Below are 17,355 nucleotides of genomic sequence, written 5' to 3' on the forward strand. Positions count from 1 at the left end.
GGCCGCCGCGCCCCGGCGCGCGACGATGCCCGGGTGGGGGTTCGTCCGCATCGGCCCCAGCCCATACCGTTTCTCCTTGCGTGGAGGCGCCGTGTACACCACCGAGCCAGTCGCCCTGACTCTTCGACCGTCCCCCCAGGAAGACCAGCTGGCCGAGGACTACGCCAGCGTCCTCGGCACCGTCTCCCGCATCGACCGGGCCGTCCGCGACGGTGCCTGGAACGCCGTCCGCGACGAACTCGACCAGCTCATCAGCGCCGCCGAGGACATGTGGTCCACCCTCTCCGAGCCGGACGACGGGGAGGAGAACGGCGACCACGAGCTGTACCAGGCGCCCGTGACCGTCACCGCCGACCCCGCCACCGTCTGCCGGCTGATCGGTGTCTACGCCGAGCCGCACTCGATCGGCCATGTGCTCCACCCCGCGGACGGCCCGCGCGGCGCGGAGGGTGACGACCCGTCGCTGCCCGCCCAGGAAGGGGCCCCGGAGGGGCGGTCCGCGAGCTGCCCCTGACCCCCGCGGCCCTTGCCCGGACCCGCCGCCCTTGACCGCCCTTTGGGGGGTTTCGGGCGGACATGTGTGACATGGTGAAGGGGAACGGCGTCCGGCCTCCCGCCGGCACCGGCGGGAGGGGACGACATGAGTGCTGGGACCGCGCGCGAGGGGCGTGAGGGACGTGCGGGCGGGGCGGAGCCGTCCGGGTTCGCCGGCGTCCGCCGCCTGATGCCACCGCACGCGAACGCGGGGGAGAGCGTCGACTGGGCGGCCGCGGAGCGCACCTGGGGCACCGCGTTCCCCCACGACTACGTCACCTTCATGGCCGAGTACGGCGAAGGCACCATCAGCGACTTCCTCTACGTGCTCCAGCCCCTGCCGTCCCCGTACTGGACCGACCCCGACAGCGGCATGCGCGCCGAGACCGGCACCGCCAGAGAGCTCCTCACGGCGCTGCCCCGCCCGCCCGGCCCCGCCCCGGCCCCGGACCGGGTCATCGCCTGGGGGGTCACCTCCGGCCCCGACCTCCTGTGCTGGCTCACCTCGGACCCCGACCCGGACCGCTGGCCCGTCGCCGTCCTCGGCCGGCACACCCCGGCGCGGGTGACGGTGCACGACTGCGGCATGACGGAATTCCTCCGCCGCCTCTTCCTCGCCGCCTTCGACAAGTGCCCGCTGAGCGGCACCCGGCTCTGGGGCGAGACCGCCCCCAAGTTCCTCCACTGCCGCGAGGAACAGCGGATCTGGGACGCGGGCATCGACCCGTGGACCACGGCACCGGACCCCGCGCCCCCACGGCCCGGCACCTGACGGACTGGGCCCCGGCGCATGGCCGTCCCTCCCGCCCCGGAGGCATCCTCGGGCGGCGGCGAGTGACCGGAGCGGCGCGTCGGAGAGAGGCCCAGGGGCATGCTGAACAGACGAACCATCCTGACCGGCACGGCAGCGGCGGCCGGAGCCGCCGGCGCGTCCGCCCTGGGAGCGGGCCCGGCGGCCACCGCCGTCGCCGCGCCCGCCGCCGGAGCGGGCCCCACCGGCCCAGCCGTCGCCGTCCTTCCCGACGACCCGCGCTACGCCGCCCTGACCGTCGGCAACAACACCCGGTGGACCGCACGGCCCGAATCCGTACGCCTCGCGCGCACCACCGAACAGGTCGTCCAGGTGGTCCAGGAGGCCGTGCGCGGCGGCAAGCGGCTGTCCGTGCGCGGCGGCGGCCACTGCTACGCGGACTTCGTCTTCCACCCCGATGTCCGGATCGTCCTCGACATGTCCGCCATGGACCAGGTCTCCTACGACGCCTCGCGCAAGGCCTTCGCCGTCGAGGCCGGTGCCTCCCTCCTGCACGTCTACGAATCCCTCCACCGGGGCTGGGGCGTGGGCCTGCCCGGCGGCTCCTGCTATTCGGTCGGGGTCGGCGGACACATCAGCGGCGGGGGCTACGGGATGCTCTCCCGCCGCCACGGCCTCACCGTCGACCACCTCTACGCCGTCGAGGTCGTCGTGGTGGGCGCGGACGGCACCGTCCGCCCCGTGATCGCCACCCGGGAACCGGACGACCCCCACCGCGACCTCTGGTGGGCGCACACCGGAGGCGGCGGGGGCAACTTCGGCGTGATCACCCGCTACTGGTTCCGCACGCCGGGCGCCACCGGGGACGACCCCGCGCGCCAGCTGATGCGGCCGCCCGGCGAGGTCTATGTGAGCGCGCTCTCGCTGCCGTGGAACAAGCTCGACAAGGCCGGTTTCACCACCCTCGTCAAGAACTTCGGCGGCTGGCACGAGCGGCACAGCGACCCCGGCTCGCCCTACGCCTCGCTGTGCAGCTTCCTGATGCTCAACCACCGTTCCCACGACAGCGTGGGCATGCTCACCCAGATGGACGCCTCCGTGCCCGGCGCCCGGCAGCTCCTCGACGACCACGTCGGGGCGATCACCTCCGGCCTCGGCGTGGAGCCCCTGCCGCTGACCCGGCCGGTGGGCGAACAGGGCCCGCTGCCCGCCTTCTTCACCCCGAGAAGGCTCCCATGGCTCACCTCCGTGAAACTCCTCGGCACCAACAACCCCACCCTCACCAATCCGACGCTCCGCGCCGCCCATAAGTCGGCCTATATGCGCAAGGGTTTCGACGAGGCGCAGACCGTGGCGCTGTACCGGCACCTGACCCGCACCGACCGGCGGAACCCCGACTCCATGGTGGTGCTGCTGTCCTACGGCGGCCGGATCAACACCGTCCGGCCGGCCGACACCGCCGCCGCCCAGCGCGACTCCGTCTTCAAGGCCCTCTTCCAGAGCTTCTGGTCCGATGAGGGCGACGACGCCCCGAACCTGGCCTGGACCCGCGAGGCGTACACCGACGTCTTCTCCGCGACGGGCGGCTACCCCGTACCGGGTCCGGCCACGGACGGCTGCTACATCAACTATCCGGACAGCGACATCACCGACCCGCGGTACAACACGTCGGGGGTGCCCTGGTACACGCTCTACTACAAGGACAACTATCCGCGCCTCCAGAAGGTCAAGGCCGCGTACGACCCCCGGAACGTCTTCCGGCACTCCCAGTCGATAGGGCTGCCCCGGCCCCTTTTCAGCCCGTCCGGCGTCTGAGGACCGGGGTCCGGGGCGGAGCCCCGGTATCGGGAAGGGGCGGGGCTGGGGAAGAGACCGCCTTACCCCGCCCCCAGCCCCCCGCGGACACGGGCGAACAACTCGTCCGTGATCTCGTACGTCGCACTCGCGTGCAGCCCCTGGGCCCGCTTCACCGGGTCGGGGTGCGGATTGCGGTAGAGCCGCTCGGCGAGGTCGCGCAGCTCCAGCATCGTGGGGACGGCGGCCCGCAGGACGGCCGGGTCCTTGGTGAAGGCGTCCTCCAGGACGCACAGCAGGCGGGCGTACACCTCGTTGAAACGGTCGGCGGCCCGCCGCACGGCGCCGCCCGGCGGATAGTGCGCGGCCTTGGCCTCGGGGTCGATGGGGTGGACGGCGGCCCGGTCGATGTCGAGCGCGGGGCCGGTCGGGCCGGAGGCCGGGGTGTCGTGCGGGCCGTAGCGCCGCTCCTGGAGGAGCTCGTCGAACCGGAAGTAGTGGGCGGGCTCCCGGGCCTCCCCGAAGAGCAGGTCGTCCGTGTTGTAGATGGTCCGGCTGACCCCTTCGCCCTGCTCGGTGACGACCCTGAAGGCGGTGAGCGCCGAGGACAGGTCCGAGACCCTGAACACCTCGCCGCCCGAGTTGTAGAAGTGCTCCGGGCCGATCTGCCTCCTCGGGTCGCCGGTGAAGAGCGCCTTCTCACCCAGCTTCTCCGTCAGCCGGACCAGCCCCGCCCGGATGGTGGCGTAGAACTGCCCGATGGACGTCCAGCCCTCGTCGTCCGCCACGGAGGGGTGACCGGGCGGCTCGGCGACGTACTCCGGGCGCTCGATGTGGAGGAAGGTGCGGAGTGCCTCGGTGCCGAAGTGCCGCAGGGCGATGGGGATCTTGTCCCGGCTGTAGGGCAGCCGGGCGGGGTAGCCGGTGACGAACCGGGAGTGGGCGACCAAGGGGGTGCCGCCGACCGCGTTCAGCAGATTGGCGACGAGCGTCATATGGAGCATCTCTTCCAGCACCACGGCCCGGATGGCGTAGAAGGCGGGGCGGTTGGTGCCGGGGCGCAAGGTGTACATCGCCGTGAGGTAGGGCGGGATGGTGAGGTGCTCCAGGGTCAGCGCGGCCTGGAGGAACAGGCGCAGCTCCTCGGGGTTGCGCGGCACGTGGAACGGCGGCTCCACGACGACCGCCAGCTCCGTGGAGAGGCCGGACGGCGACGGCGCGGTGGCCGGTACCCGGGCGGTCGTCACGGTCGTACCTCCTGCTGCGGGTGGCTGTGCGGGGACGGCGCGGGGCCCGGGACGCGGGACGCGGCGGTGCGGTCCCCGCCGCCGGTCCGGACGGTCACCGGCCGGTGCAGCTCGGTCAGATCGCGGTGGATCCGCTCACTGCTGCGCAGGGCGAGCGCGGCCATGGTCAGCGAGGGGTTGGAGGTGCCGACCGAGGGCATGCTGCCGCATCCGACGGCGTAGAGGTTGGGGTGGTCCCAGCAGCGCTGCCAGTGGTCGACCACGGAGGAGTCCCGGGAGTCGCCCATGAGGTGTGTTCCCGCCCCGTGGCCGGCGCCGTTGAAGGCGAAGTCCTGTCCTTCGAAGCGGAAGTGGCCGGGGGAGAAGGGCCCGGGTCCGTACACCGTGCGGTCCTCGGCCTCCAGCAGGCCGAAGACGCGGTCGGAGACGGCCTTGGCCGCGGCCATGCCGCGCTTCACCCGGTCGGAGAGGTCGTAGGTGATGACCGGCCGGGGGTTGCCGAGCCGGTCGCGGTGACGGGGGTCGATCGTGACCCGGTTCCGGCCCTCCGCCTCCTGCTCCAGCTCGAACTGCAAGCTGAACTGGCGGCCGATGCCGCCCCCCAGCCTGCGGCGCAGCTCCTCGCCGAACACGCCTCGCCCGCGCGGCTGTCCGGAGTCTCCCGTGATGCCGAGCAGCCGGGCGACATCGCTCCCTGGGGAGGCCGCGGGCCAGCCCCAGCCCCAGTTGGCGATCTCGATACGGAACGGGGCGCGCCGCTTCCGGGCGGGCCCGGTGCGGAAGCTCTCCACCCCCGACGTCGAGGCGGGTCCGCGGAAGGGGCCCACCGGGTGCTTCATCAGCCCCCAGGTCAGCAGCACCGGGTGGTCCATGAGATTGCGCCCCACCTGGCCGCTGTGCCCGGCGAGCCCTGACACCAGGAGCAGCTTGGCGTTCTCGATCGCGTGGGCGGCGAGGACGACGATGTCGGCCTCGGCGGTGTGCGTGGTGTGCACGGGGGCGGCGGGGTCGTCGTAGGCCTGGTACTCGACGCCGATGGCGCGGCCGTTCCCGTCGGCCAGGACCCGGCTGACGACGGCCCGGGTGACGAGCGTGACCCGGCTGTCCCAGGTGGCCTGGGTCTTGAGGGGGTTGTATTTGGCCTGCACGGGACAGATGGGGACGCAGGAGGCGTTGCCGACGCAGCGCTCACCGTAGTTGGGCAGGCCCGCCGCTCCGGCCGGGCGGTAGCCGCGCCCGCCGTCGTACCGCGCGTCGGGGACGCTGTTGCGGGCGTGCGGGGTGGTGACGACCCGCAGGGTGGTGCCGGGGGAGTCCGCCGACTCCTGGACGGGGACGCCGTCGATCTTCGCGGCGACGACGTCGTCGAGATAGCTGCGCGGGATCCTGTGCATCGGATAGACGTAGCCCTCCGGGAAGGGCAGGCCGATGGCCTCGGACTGTTCCTGGGCGTCCCCCGCGACGCCCAGTTGCCGCTCGGCCGCGCGGTAGTGACTCTCCAGGTCGGCGTAGCCGAGGGGCCAGTCGCGGCCGTATCCGAATGTCCGGCGGACGGCGAAGTCCTCGGGATGCATACGGGGTGTCAGGCCGAGCCAGTGCATGACCGTGCCGCCGTTGGCGCGGAGATAGTCGGAGCCGTAGGGAAGGGCTCCGTTCTGCACGAAGTAGCCGCTCGCGCGGAATCCGCCGTCCGGGAGGCCCGCGAGGTCGAGGACATCGGGGGAAGGCGCCGCGGCATTGGGGCGGTAGGGGGAATTGGGCACCTTGGCGGCGGCCGCGTAGTAGGTGTTCATGGCGTCGAGATGGCCGGGCCAGGTGTCGAGGGTGCCGGTGCCGGCTTCCAGGACGAGCACGCGCCAGCCCTGGTCGCCCAGCCGCTTGGCGACCAGCGTGCCGGAGAGTCCGGCGCCGACCACGATCACGTCGTACCGCCGCCGGTGGTGGGGCGGGGTGCCACGCCCGCCGCCGGCGGGCTGTCCGTCGGCGCGTGGGGAGGCGCTCATGAGATGTCCCCCTGGAACTCCTCCTCGCGGTCTTCCTCCGGCTTCCCCACGGGCCGCCCCGCTGCGGTGACGCGGGGGACCGGCGGGGCGCCGGGCGGTGGATCGGACCAGGTGCCGAAGCCCGGAGCCTTGGCACCGGCCGGGTGGCCGTGGAAGGTCCGCCACACCAGGCCCTCGGTGTAGGCCTCGGGCGAGACGGTGAACGGGACGTTGGCCTTCTCCCGGCCGAGGGCCGTGTGGACGGACCTGGCGAGCTGCGGCCAGACGCCCAGATACCAGAGGTGGGTGATCGCGCGGGCGATGTCGCGCGAGGTCTCGCCTTCGAGCCGGCCGGGATCGCCGCCCGCCGCGTCGAGCTCGTCGAGGAAGCGCTCGAACGCCTCGGTGCCGACCTGGTCGAGCGCCGTCTCCAGGTACAGCGCCGCCACTCCCGTGGCGTGCAGGTCGAAGGAGTCGAAGCCGGTCAGCCCGACGGAGACGTCGACGAATCCGTCCACCGCCGAGGGAGAGGGGAGAGAAGAGGAAGAAGAGGGCGAAGGGGGAGTGGGGTGCGAGGAGAGAGGTGCTGTTCCGTGCGGCGCCATCCGTGACCACCCGTCTGTGGGACCAGGCGCCTTTTCTATCGGAGACTTCCGGGGCCGGAGAAGGGGGAATGAACTCGCTTCACTCGTAAGAGTGTTCGCAGAATCGATTATCCATGGGGGAGGTAATTCCTCCGGTTTCCGGGGCGGGTCGCCGGGGCGGCTCCCCGCCCTGGAAGCGGTTCAGGTGCCGGGTTTCCGGCCGTAGACGAAGACGTCGTCGCCGTTGCGGAGCAGGGACCAGTACGCCTTGGCGTCGCCGGGGCGCATATTGACGCAGCCGTGCGATCCGGGCTGGGACCGGACGCTGCCCTCGATGGAATGGAAGGCCTGTCCGCCGTCGAAGAACTGGGCGTACGGCATGCGGACGTCGTAGAGCGTCGACCAGTGGTTGATCGAACGCCAGTAGACCCTCTTCGCGCCGGTCCGGGTCTCGTGGCCGTCGCGTCCCGTACGGACCGGCACCGGACCGAACTTCAGGGATTTGCCGTCCTGGATCCAGCTGATCTGGCGGGTGAGGTCGACACAGGCGATGCGGCCTTTGTTCACCGGGCACCTGCCCGCCGCGTTGGGGTCGCGCGCGGTGAGCTCCTCCTGCATGACGCCCCAGGTGACCGGGCCCGCGTAGCCGATGTTCGGGCGGATGCCGCGCTTGGTCTGGTAGTTCTGGATCGCCCGGCAGTCCGCCGTGGACTGCCGGCCGTCCACCCGCAGGCCCAGGAACTTCTCCACGTCTCTCTGATGCGGGCCGGCCTTCGTCGTGCAGGCGGGGGCGGCCTGCGCGGTGCCGCCGATCGCTACGGTGAGCGGGGCCGCGAGCCCCACCGCGCCGAGGAGTACGGACAGTCGGCGTACCGCCGACGAGGTCGTTCTCTTCTTCGCTCGTATGGTCATAGTAAGTAGGACTACGGTGACCGCCCGAGGGTTGCAGCCGCACGTGCCGGTGCCGCCCTCGGCCGGACCGCGGGGCCCGGGCGAGGACGGCGACCGGTCCGGCCTACGACGTGTGGCGCGGGGTGAGCTCGGCCATGGCGGACCAGCCGCTGCCCGGCGCCTCGGTGCTGATGATCTGCGGCGTGGTCGCGATGGCGTCGGCCATCGTGTCCATGGCCTTCTTGAAGTGGGCCGAGTTGACGTGGGCGTCGCCCGCCTCGCGGGAGGCGAAGCCCTCCACCAGCACGAACTGGTTCGGGTTGTCGACGCTGGTCGACCACTCGAAGAAGAGGTTGCCCGGCTCCTCGCGCGTGGCCCGGGTGAAGTCGCCGACGAGCGTGAGCCATTCCTTGGTGTGCTCGGGGCGGACGGTCATCTTGACGACAATGAAGATCATCGATGTCTCCTGGTCTCGGGTGTGGTCTGGGGTACGGCAGGACCGTGTGCACGGCGCCGGTCGTGGTGGGCGGTGCGCCCGGGGCGGTTCCTACGGTGGCCGGGGGCGGAGCACCCGGGTGAAACGCGGACGGTCCGATTCCGGCCCTGCCGGAAAACCGGCGCGTTCCTGGAGCGCTTCCGGGCCCCGCCACCCCGGACCGCTTCCGCGGTCAGGCGGAGCCGGGCGCCGGCCCCGCGGCGGGCTCGGACGGCGTGGGTGCGGGGACGGGCACCGGCGCGGGTACGGGTGCCGGCTCGGGCGCCGGAGGGGCCGCGGGCGCGGGCGTGGCTGCCGGCGGGGGTGACGCGGGTGCGGCCAGCCGTTCCGCGCCCTCGGGGACGGGCACCGAGGTGAAGATCGCCTCCTGCTGCCGGCGCAGCTCCTTGACACGGTCCGGCTGGGTGCCGGGCCGGCGCCGCTCCCCCTGGAGCTTGCGCGCCGCCTCCTGGGCCCACCTGCTGGACGGTGTGTGGAACCGGACCGCGAAGGTGTGCCCGGAGCGCCGGTCGCGCCATGCAGAGTCGATCGCCTTGCGGCTGTTCTTGCGGCCCCAGGTGTTGGACCAGCGGACACTGTCGTTGTCCCAGCCCACGAGCGCGGCGGAGGCGGCTTTGACGCCGTCGGTGTACCTGCCGTCCGGCCACTGCAAGGTGTAGTGGACCGAGTCCTCGATCTTGGCCAGGGCCGCTTCCACGGTCTGCCCGGGCGTCCGCTTCATCAGCGCGGCCACCTTGCGCCTGACCGAGCCGGCGGAACTCAGCCGGTCGTCGAAGCCGACCAGGGTGGCGCGGCTGATCAGGGCGACGGCCTTCAGCTCGGGGCTGACGGCCTGCTCGGTCTCCTTGGCCCGCTCGAGGAATTCGTCGACCTTCTTGGCGTCCGTGGCGTCGAGCACCGGGTCGTCGGCGCCCTCGGCCGCCGCGCCGGGCACCGGGCCGACGCCGAGGACGGCCAGTGCGACGGCTGCTGCGAGGGGGGTGGCGGTGCGGTTGGTGATCATCCCTGCCCTTCGACCTTCTCTCGAGGTTGCCGTGTACGGCGAGAGATATCGCAGGTGGGCGTGTGGACCGGGCACTGAAACGCCGATGGGGCCGGTTGTTTTGACTTGCCCACGTCGTTCCGGGTCGACGCGCCGACCCGTGGTTCATCCGATCCGGTGTGCCTGCCTCCGGTTTCCCCGTGCGAGGGGCGGCGGGGGTGTGGAGTGGGGCCACTCGGCCGATCCATATGCCTTTCGTATCGCCGTATGGGCTGTGCGGGTGGTTGAGCGGACGCATCGAGTGTGAGGGTCCGGCAACTCATGGGTGGATTGTTAGGTTTTTCTGACTGATCTGACGTTATGTCCAGTGTGGGTGTGGGGGAGCGGGTGGTGGCTGTGGTGGGCGGTGCGCGGGTGTCGGAGTGCCGGGTCTCGGGTGCGGCCGGTGTGCCGGGTCCGGCGGCCGAGGCGTCGGTCTCCGGCGGAGCCGGGGACGCCGATGCGGCGAAGGCTTCCGGTGGCTACGACTACGAGCGGTTCAGTCGTCTGACGGGGCCGGTGGAGGAGCCGCCGGAGGGTGAGTACCGGGTGAGCTACCGGCGCCTGAGGGGGCGTCAGGGGGTGCACGGAGGCGGCCCCGAAGGGAAGCTCGGCCGCCTTGCCGTGCTGCGTGTGGGGTTGTTGGTGGGGTTGGCGCCGTTGGTGTCGGTGGGTTTGTTGGTGTGGTTGTTGTGGCCGGTGCATTGGGTGGTGCGGGGTGGGTGGTGGGGGTGTGTGGATGGGTTGATGTTGGTGTCGGTGGGGTTGGTTGAGGTTTTTCGGGTGGTGAATGTGGTGTCGGTGGCGCATGCGTCGTGGGTGGCGTGTGATCCGGTGCCGGTGGTGGCGCAGCCGGGGGGTCGGGTGGCTTTTTGTACGAGTTTTGTGCCGGGGAAGGAGCCGTTGGGGATGGTGGCGGCGACGTTGGAGGGGGCGGTGGGGGTGCGGTATGAGGGGGTGGTGGATGTGTGGTTGCTGGATGAGGGTGATGATCCGGGGGCGCGGGCGTTGTGTGCGCGGTTGGGGGTGCGGCATTTTTCGCGGAAGGGGGTGGCGCGGTGGAATCGTCCGTCGGGTCGTTTTCGGGCGCGGACGAAGCATGGTAATTACAATGCGTGGTTGGATGCGCATGGTGATGGTTATGATTTTTTGGCGTGTGTGGATACGGATCATGTGCCGTTGCCGAATTTTTTGGAGCGGATGCTGGGGTATTTTCGGGATCCGGATGTGGCGTTTGTGGTGGGGCCGCAGGTGTATGGGAATTATGTGTCGCGGGTGACGAAGGGGGCGGAGAGTCAGCAGTTTTTGTTTCATGCGTTGGTGCAGCGGGCGGGGAATCGGTACGGTGCGCCGATGTTTGTGGGGACGTCGAATTGTGTGCGGGTGGGGGTGTTGCGGCAGATCGGTGGGTTTTTTGATTCGATTACGGAGGATATGGCGACGGGGTTGGAGGTGCATCGGCGGCGGAATCCGGTGACGGGTGGGCGGTGGCGGTCGGTGTATACGCCGGATGTGTTGGCGGTGGGGGAGGGGCCGTCGTCGTGGACGGATTTCTTTTCGCAGCAGTTGCGGTGGTCGCGGGGGACGTTTGAGACGTTGTTGTGTCAGTTTGGTCGGGTGGTGTGGTCGTTGTCGCCGGGGAGGTTGTGGAATTATTTGTTGTTGGTGGCGTTTTATCCGATTGCGGGTTTGACGTGGGTGTTGGGTGGGATGTCGTGTGTGTTGTTTTTGGGGTGTGGTGCGGCGGGGGTGAGTGTGCCGTCGGAGGTGTGGTTGATGTTGTATGGGGATGCGGCGGCGTTGCAGGTGGCGTTGTATGTGGTGAATCGTCGTCATAATGTGAGTCCGCATGAGCCGGTGGGTTCGTCGGGGGTGGCGGGGATGGTGATGTCGGCGGTGTCGGCGCCGTTGTATGCGCGGGCGTTGGGGCAGGCGTTGTTGCGGCGGCGGTCGGGTTTTGTGGTGACGCCGAAGGGGGATTCGGCGTCGCCGGATTGTGTGGGGACTTTTCGGACGCATTTGGGGTGGGCGGGTGTGTTCGGGTTGTGTTTGGTGGCGTCGGTGGTGTGGGGGCATGCGTATCCGGCGATGCGGGTGTGGGCGGTGCTGGCGTTGGTGACGGCGGTGGGGCCGGTGGGGGTTTGGTGGGCGGGGATGATGCGGCGGCGGGGGTCTGAACGGGTGGAGGCCGGTGCGGGGGTGGGAGTTCCGGTGTCTGTGGGGGAGTTGGCGGCGGTGTCGGCGGGCGAAGGGGCGTAGGGAGGGGTGCCGCTGCGCGGGGCTTTTTCCCCTACCCGCCCCTTCCCGTAACCGGGGGCTCCGCCCCCGGGCCCCCTTTCCGCGCTGACGCGCGGTGTCCTCAAACTCCCCCAGCTACCGCTGGGGCACCTCCCAGCGGTAGCTGGGGGAGTTTGAGGACCGGGGTCCGGGGCGGAGCCCCGGTTCGGGAAGGGGCGGGGCGGGGAAAATCCCACCCCGCCCAGAGCTATTTCGCCGCCGGCCCAGGCACAGGCTTCGCCGACGGTGTCGTGTTGGCCAGCCGAAGCGCGTAGTCGGCCCACCAGCGGCCGGCCGGTGGGGCGCCCCGGCACGTGCCGTCGGACTCTCCTGGCCGTTTGATCCAGAGGAACGCGTCGATGAGCGGGTTCCCCGTCGCCGTCGTGGGCGGTGTGCCCAGCGCGCGCCCGGGAGGGTTGCACCAGGGTTCCCCGTCGCTCGGGCCCGGTCCCTTCCCGTCGTCGTCACCGGCCGCCGGTCCGTTCAGGCCGGCCGGGGCGGCGGGCGGCCCGTCCCCCGGCTCGGCCGGCTTCGCCGCGTCCGGCGGCGCGCCGCCGCTCAGCAGCGGACCGTTCCCGTTCCGGCTGGTGTCGACGACGTAATGGGCGCCGCCCAGCAGCGCGGACAGCTCGTCACCGTAGGCGCTGGTGACGGAGTTGGTGTGGAAGTTGGAGACGTTGAGCGCGAACCCGTCGGCCCGCGCGACGCCCGCCCTGTTCAGCGCGTCGGCGAGGCGCTTCCGGTCCGGGATCCAGCCGGGGTTGCCCGCGTCGAGGTAGACCGCGGTACCCGGTCGTTCCTTGAAGATCCGCACGGCCTCGGCCAGCAGCGCCAGCCGCTGCTTGGCCGCGGCCTCGGGAACGCAGCCGGAGGCCCACTGGGCGAGCGCGTCGGGTTCGAGGACCACCCAGGCCTGGCGCGAGCCGATGCCCGCGGCCGCGCGGGAGATCCACCGGCGGTAGTGCGCCGCGTCGGGGGCGCCGCCGGAGGAGTACTGCCCGCAGTCGCGCTGCGGGATGTTGTAGGCGACGAGGACGGGGATGCGGCCCGCGCGCTCCGCCCTGCGGGTGATCTGCTCGGCCTGTGCCTTCGGGTCGCGGTCGGTGAGCCACACGGCCGTCGACCGGTCGGAGATGCGCTGGAGCGCGGCGGCGTCCTCCTCCCGCCCCCGCTCCTGCCAGATCCGCTCCTGCCAGACGGCGGGCCCCGTCGGCTCCACCCAGAACGGGGTCGTGGCGTCGTGGTCGTCGTCCGGGGAGGTGAGGGCCCCGGCGGCCGGGCCGGGCAGGCACACCACCCCGGCGCACACCAGCGGGACGGCCCCGCGTCCAAGTGCCGTGCGGGCCCGTCCCGTGGCGGTCCGTCGGATACCGGGTCTCTTCCTCACGTGATCCTCCTGTCCTCGCCCCGGAGTTCGCTCGGGCTCCGGCCCTGTTGCTTTCAGGGTGTCAGGTGTCGGACCGTCAGAACCTGTTGTGCTACGCCGATCGGGAAACGGTGGCCGCCGCCGTCGGCCCGCCCGCGCCGACTCCCTCGGCGAGGTCGAACGCGCCGACCGCGCACCCACCGATCGGGACGCGTGCGGACGAGAGGGGTGCGGACCCCGTGCGTACGGATCCCTTGCGTACGGATCCCGTGCGTACGGATCTCGTGCGTACGGATCCGACGCGTGCGGACCCGACGCCGCGTCCTCCGCGAACACCCCGCCCGCGGAGGACGCCATCCAGCCATGCTTTTGATGCGCTCCTGACAATTCATCCGTCCCGTGGGACCCTCCCTCACGCACCCTCGAATCCGCTCGCAGCCGCTCGTGTCCGCACCGCTCGTCTGCCCGGACCGCGCCCACCGCGGTCCGGCCCCCCACATCGCCGCGCGACTCCCGCGCGGCCTGGGCAGAAGGAGTACGCGTGAGACGTCCCCGCCGTACCGCCGCCGGCATCCTCCTGGCCGCCGGCGCCACGCTCGCCGCAGGGATCCAGCCGATCACCGCCATCGCCGCCCCGGCCGGCCGGGCCGCCCCGGCCGTCGTCCACACCGCCGCGGCCTCGGCCGCCGACCACCAGAAGGTCCGTGACTTCTGGACACCGGAACGGATGCGCTCCGCCACGCCGCTCGACCCCCCGGCCGCCGCGCCGGGTGCCCGCACGGCGCCCCGGCCCCCGGGCCCCCTGTCCCTCGTCTCCACGGTCGCGCCCACCGCCCCGGCCGCGGCGCCGGGGCCGGACACCAAGGCGAACCCCCAGCCGGGCGGGGCGTGGACCGGCGGCGGTGCCGTCGTCAAGACCTCCGGCAGGGTGTTCTTCACCCTGGGGGACCGCACCGCCTCCTGCTCCGGTGACGCCGTCACCAGCCGGAACGGCAGCACCGTGATCACCGCCGGGCACTGCGTCAAGTACCAGGGCGCCTGGCACACCAACTGGACCTTCGTCCCCGCCTACCAGGACGGGCAGGCCCCGTACGGGACGTGGAGCGCCGCCAAGACGGCCTCCACACCCCAGTGGGTGGCCAGTGAGGACATCAACTACGACGTCGGCACCGCCGTCGTCGCCCCGCTCGACGGCAAGCGGCTCGCCGACGTCGTCGGCGCCCAGGGCCTCCAGTTCAACGGCGCCTACAACCAGGAGATGTACGCCTTCGGCTTCCCCGCCGCCGCGCCGTACGACGGCAAGCGGCTCATCTATTGCAGCGGGAAGACCGCCAAGGACTTCCTCTTCAGCAAGGACCACGGCATGGCCTGCAACATGACCGGCGGTTCGAGCGGCGGCCCGTGGTTCGCCTCGTTCGACGAGGCCACCGGCTCCGGCCTCCAGGCCTCGGTGAACAGCTTCGGCTACACCTTCCTGCCGAACCGGATGTTCGGCCCGTTCTTCGGCAACGAGGTCAAGAGCCTCTACGAGCAGTCGGCGGCGCAGAAGGTCTGAGCCCCCGCGCGAAAGCGACCGGCCGGACGCCCGGGACCGACCCGGGCCGGCCGGTCGATCACGTCCTCCCACGGTCCCTTGAGGTCCCTGAAGCCCTTCCGCCGCCCGGTCGCGATGTCACCTGACGGGTCGACACACTCTGGCGGCATTACGGCCCTTCGCGTCAAGGTTGACATCGACAGCGAACACACGGGCAACAGGAGGCACCTGAATGGACACCCCGCGGCCTGACAGCTCCCTCGTCGCACAGCTCAGCGAGCACGCCCTGGCCTACCTCCACTCCGCCGCGCTGCGCACGGCGGCCCGCATCGGCGTCGCCGACCACCTCGCCGAGGGGCCGCGCACCCCCGAACAGCTCGCCGGCCCGCTCGGCGTCAGCGGCCCCTACCTGCGCCGTGTCCTCCGCCTCCTGGCCACCCGCCAGATCTTCCGCGAGGACGCCGAAGGCGCCTTCCACCTGACCCCCGCGGCCGACCTCCTGCGCTCCGACGTCCCCTCCTCGATGAGACGAGGCGTCATCATGCTCACGGACGAGCTCTTCTGGACGCCTGCCGGGCGCCTGGAGGACACCGTGCGCGCGGGGCGCACCACCTTCGAGGACCTCTACGGAGCCCCCTACTTCGACCACCTCGCCCGCAGCCCCGAGGCGGCCGAGTCCTTCCACACGGGCATGGCCAGCGTGTCCGACGGCGACGACGCGGCCACCTGCGCCGCCTACGACTTCCCCGGGACCGGCACGGTCGTCGACGTCGGCGGCGGCCGCGGCGGCCTGCTGCGCCGCGTCCTCCTGGACAACCCCGGCCTCTCCGGCATCCTCTACGACCGCGCGGACGTCCTGCGCGACCACAGCCTCGGCATACCGGAGCTGGCCGGGCGCTGGCGCACCGAACCCGGCGACTTCTTCTCCTCCGTGCCGGCCGGTGCCGACATCTACCTGCTGAAGCGCATCCTGCACGACTGGACCGACGCGGAGTGCCTGACCATCCTGCGCGGCTGCCGCGCCGCCATGAAGGAAGGCGGCAGGCTCCTGGTCGTCGACACCGTCGTCGCACCCGGCAACGAACCCTCCTACGCCAAGGTCCTCGACCTCCTCATGATGGCCTCGCTCAACGGCCGCGAGCGCGGCGAGGAGGACTTCCGGCGGCTGTTCGCCGAGTCCAGGCTGGAACTGGCCGGCATCCGCCCGACGGACTCGTCGCTCTCGGTCGTGGTGGCCACGGCGGTCTGACGCGACGCCGGACCGCGACACCGGGCCCCCTCGCCCGTACGACATATGGCGCGGTGAAGCGGGCGATTCGGGGGAGACCCGGCCGTGCGTACATATCTGCTGGTATGGCCGCGGGGGGAAAGGGGGAAGACACGAGGTCTGGGCCCGGACCGAGGCCGTGGCCTCTACAGTTCCCGGGGATGGGTTGTGGCACCGGCCGGAAGGATGTGCGCTGTGAGTGAGCCTGTTCGGGGTTGCGTGCTGCTGTTGGACGGCACACCCGACCGGTCCCGGGGAGCGGTGCCGAACCCCACGGCGCACGCCCTGGCCGGCGCGGATCCCCGCCGCTTCCTCGCGGCCCCGTCCGTCGACGTGGTGCAGCTGCCCGGCGTCGCCGGCCCGCAGAGCGTGCTCGCCTACCTCCAGCACGCCGCCGCGAGTCCCGGCCCCCTGCTGGTCTGGGTGACCGGCCGGCTGATGGTGCCCTCGCGCCGGGCCAAGGAGCTGCACCTGGGGCTGTCCGGCAGCACTCCGGGCTCGGTCCGCTACACGGGCCTGCCCTGGGCGTGGCTCACCCGGACGCTCGGTGCCCATCAGGGGCCCCTGGTGGTGCTGCTGGACGTGGAGGCGGACGCCGCGGCGTGGCCGGAGGTGACCGCCGCGGCGAGCGGTGGTCAGCTGGCCGACGGGGTGCCCCTGTTCGGCGTCGTGACGCCCGCCCCGGCCACACCCTTCCGCGAAGCCGGCCCGTACACCTCCGCGTTCCTCGACGCCCTGCGTGCCGGGGACCCCGCCGGGGGACCCGTGCTCGACGTGGCGGCGGTGCACCGGCAGGCGCTCGACGTGGCGGCGCCGGGCGACGGGACGCTGACCCTCCAGTACGGCCCCGTGGGCCCCTTGCTGGCCAACCCGGCCGCCAGGCCGGCCCCGGTGGCCGCGCCCGCGCCCGTACCGGCACCGGTGCCCGCGCCCGTACCGGCACGGGAACCCGCCCCGGAGCCGGCGCGCGGTCCCGGGCCGGCGCGGGTCAGGGAGCCCGCGCGGGCCCAGGAACCGGTGTGGGACACGGGCAGGGTGCGGGCCCCCGAGCCCGTACGCGACGCGGAGCCCGTGCACACACCCGACTCCGGACGGGCCGCCGAGCACGTACGGGCCCCCGCGGCGAACCCCGTGCCCACCGCCGCGCCGGTGGGCGGGCAGCCGGCCTCCGTGCCGGCCCGGGACGACCTGCTGCCCGGGATCCTGGCCGCGGCCCACGCCGGCCGGCACAACGAGGCCGCGGCGATGGCCGCGGCCTGGGAGCAGCAGACCCTGCGCCTGTACGGCCCGGACAGCCCCGAGGCCGGATTGTGGACCGAGGTCCGCGCCGACCTCGCCCGGCTCGCGGGCGACCACGGCCGGGCCGCGGGGCTGTGGATGTCCGCCGCGCGGGCCCGCCTGGCGCGCAGCGGCCCGGCGGACGGTGAGGTGCTCGCCGCCGTGAAGCGGGCGCACTACTGCTGGCAGCACAGCGGCGGGCAGGCGCCCGGCCTGGCCACCGACCTGCTCGCGCTCTGGGAGCAGGTCCCCGGTGGCCGGGACGCCGCCGAGGACGTCCGCGCCCGCCTGCGGGCCCTGGGTGACGCGCCGCCCGCCGCCGCCCGCTGACCG

At 72.2% G+C, this 17,355-nt stretch carries 14 protein-coding genes; 7 read left to right on the forward strand and 7 right to left on the reverse strand.

The genetic code is table 11. The features are described 5' to 3' along the window. Window positions 1-91 precede the first annotated feature (91 nt). The 3 genes from SMD11_RS29600 (at window position 92) to SMD11_RS29610 (ending at window position 3,100) form a co-directional block, all read left to right on the forward strand. Complete coding sequence (locus SMD11_RS29600; protein ID WP_087929357.1) at window positions 92-514, forward strand: hypothetical protein; 423 nt, start codon at window positions 92-94, stop codon at window positions 512-514. Between the two features lie 126 nt (window positions 515-640). Then, window positions 641-1,306, forward strand: coding sequence for an SMI1/KNR4 family protein (locus SMD11_RS29605; RefSeq protein ID WP_234366216.1), 666 nt, complete (start codon window positions 641-643; stop codon window positions 1,304-1,306). 99 nt (window positions 1,307-1,405) lie between these two features. After that, complete coding sequence (locus SMD11_RS29610) at window positions 1,406-3,100, forward strand: FAD-dependent oxidoreductase (protein WP_087929359.1); 1,695 nt, start codon at window positions 1,406-1,408, stop codon at window positions 3,098-3,100. A gap of 62 nt (window positions 3,101-3,162) precedes the next feature. On the opposite strand, the gene SMD11_RS29615 is transcribed toward SMD11_RS29610, so the two are convergent. The 6 genes from SMD11_RS29615 to SMD11_RS29640 form a co-directional block, all read right to left on the reverse strand. Further along, window positions 3,163-4,326 (reverse strand): ferritin-like domain-containing protein, encoded by a 1,164-nt coding sequence (locus tag SMD11_RS29615; protein ID WP_087929360.1) that lies wholly within the window; start codon window positions 4,324-4,326, stop codon window positions 3,163-3,165. Next, window positions 4,323-6,329, reverse strand: coding sequence for a GMC family oxidoreductase (locus SMD11_RS29620; RefSeq protein ID WP_087929361.1), 2,007 nt, complete (start codon window positions 6,327-6,329; stop codon window positions 4,323-4,325). Before SMD11_RS29620 ends, SMD11_RS29615 begins: the two co-directional genes overlap by 4 nt. Then, window positions 6,326-6,826 carry a hypothetical protein gene (locus SMD11_RS29625; RefSeq protein WP_087929362.1) on the reverse strand — a complete coding sequence of 167 codons (501 nt, stop codon included), beginning with the start codon at window positions 6,824-6,826 and terminating at the stop codon, window positions 6,326-6,328. The genes SMD11_RS29620 and SMD11_RS29625 overlap by 4 nt, the downstream gene beginning before the upstream one ends. 267 nt (window positions 6,827-7,093) lie before the next feature. Then, on the reverse strand, window positions 7,094-7,804 hold the full coding sequence (locus SMD11_RS29630; protein ID WP_087929363.1) for a L,D-transpeptidase: 711 nt from the start codon (window positions 7,802-7,804) through the stop codon (window positions 7,094-7,096). A 103-nt stretch (window positions 7,805-7,907) separates the two neighbouring features. After that, entirely contained in the window at window positions 7,908-8,240 is a 333-nt protein-coding gene (locus SMD11_RS29635; RefSeq protein ID WP_087929364.1) for a putative quinol monooxygenase, read from the reverse strand. A gap of 211 nt (window positions 8,241-8,451) precedes the next feature. Continuing rightward, window positions 8,452-9,282, reverse strand: coding sequence for an ATP nucleotide 3'-pyrophosphokinase (locus SMD11_RS29640; protein WP_087929365.1), 831 nt, complete (start codon window positions 9,280-9,282; stop codon window positions 8,452-8,454). A gap of 369 nt (window positions 9,283-9,651) precedes the next feature. Here SMD11_RS29640 and SMD11_RS29645 point away from each other — a divergent pair, with 369 nt between their 5' ends. Then, entirely contained in the window at window positions 9,652-11,559 is a 1,908-nt protein-coding gene (locus SMD11_RS29645) for a glycosyltransferase family 2 protein (RefSeq protein WP_418952492.1), read from the forward strand. A 226-nt stretch (window positions 11,560-11,785) separates the two neighbouring features. Here SMD11_RS29645 and SMD11_RS29650 read toward each other — a convergent pair whose 3' ends face one another. After that, window positions 11,786-12,964, reverse strand: a complete 1,179-nt coding sequence (locus SMD11_RS29650) for a glycoside hydrolase family 6 protein (protein WP_234366217.1) — start codon at window positions 12,962-12,964, stop codon at window positions 11,786-11,788. A 520-nt stretch (window positions 12,965-13,484) separates the two neighbouring features. On the opposite strand from SMD11_RS29650, the gene SMD11_RS29655 reads away from it, so the two are divergent. The 3 genes from SMD11_RS29655 (at window position 13,485) to SMD11_RS29665 (ending at window position 17,352) form a co-directional block, all read left to right on the forward strand. Continuing rightward, complete coding sequence (locus SMD11_RS29655) at window positions 13,485-14,498, forward strand: trypsin-like serine peptidase (protein WP_087929368.1); 1,014 nt, start codon at window positions 13,485-13,487, stop codon at window positions 14,496-14,498. A gap of 211 nt (window positions 14,499-14,709) precedes the next feature. Continuing rightward, a complete protein-coding gene (locus SMD11_RS29660; RefSeq protein ID WP_087929369.1) occupies window positions 14,710-15,726 on the forward strand; it encodes a methyltransferase in 1,017 nt (338 codons plus the stop codon). A gap of 213 nt (window positions 15,727-15,939) precedes the next feature. After that, window positions 15,940-17,352: a hypothetical protein gene (locus tag SMD11_RS29665; RefSeq protein ID WP_159395379.1), complete on the forward strand. Its 1,413-nt coding sequence runs from the start codon at window positions 15,940-15,942 to the stop codon at window positions 17,350-17,352. The last annotated feature ends 3 nt before the right edge of the window (window positions 17,353-17,355 follow it).

This window comes from Streptomyces albireticuli (genome assembly GCF_002192455.1).
Taxonomy (GTDB): domain Bacteria; phylum Actinomycetota; class Actinomycetes; order Streptomycetales; family Streptomycetaceae; genus Streptomyces; species Streptomyces albireticuli_B.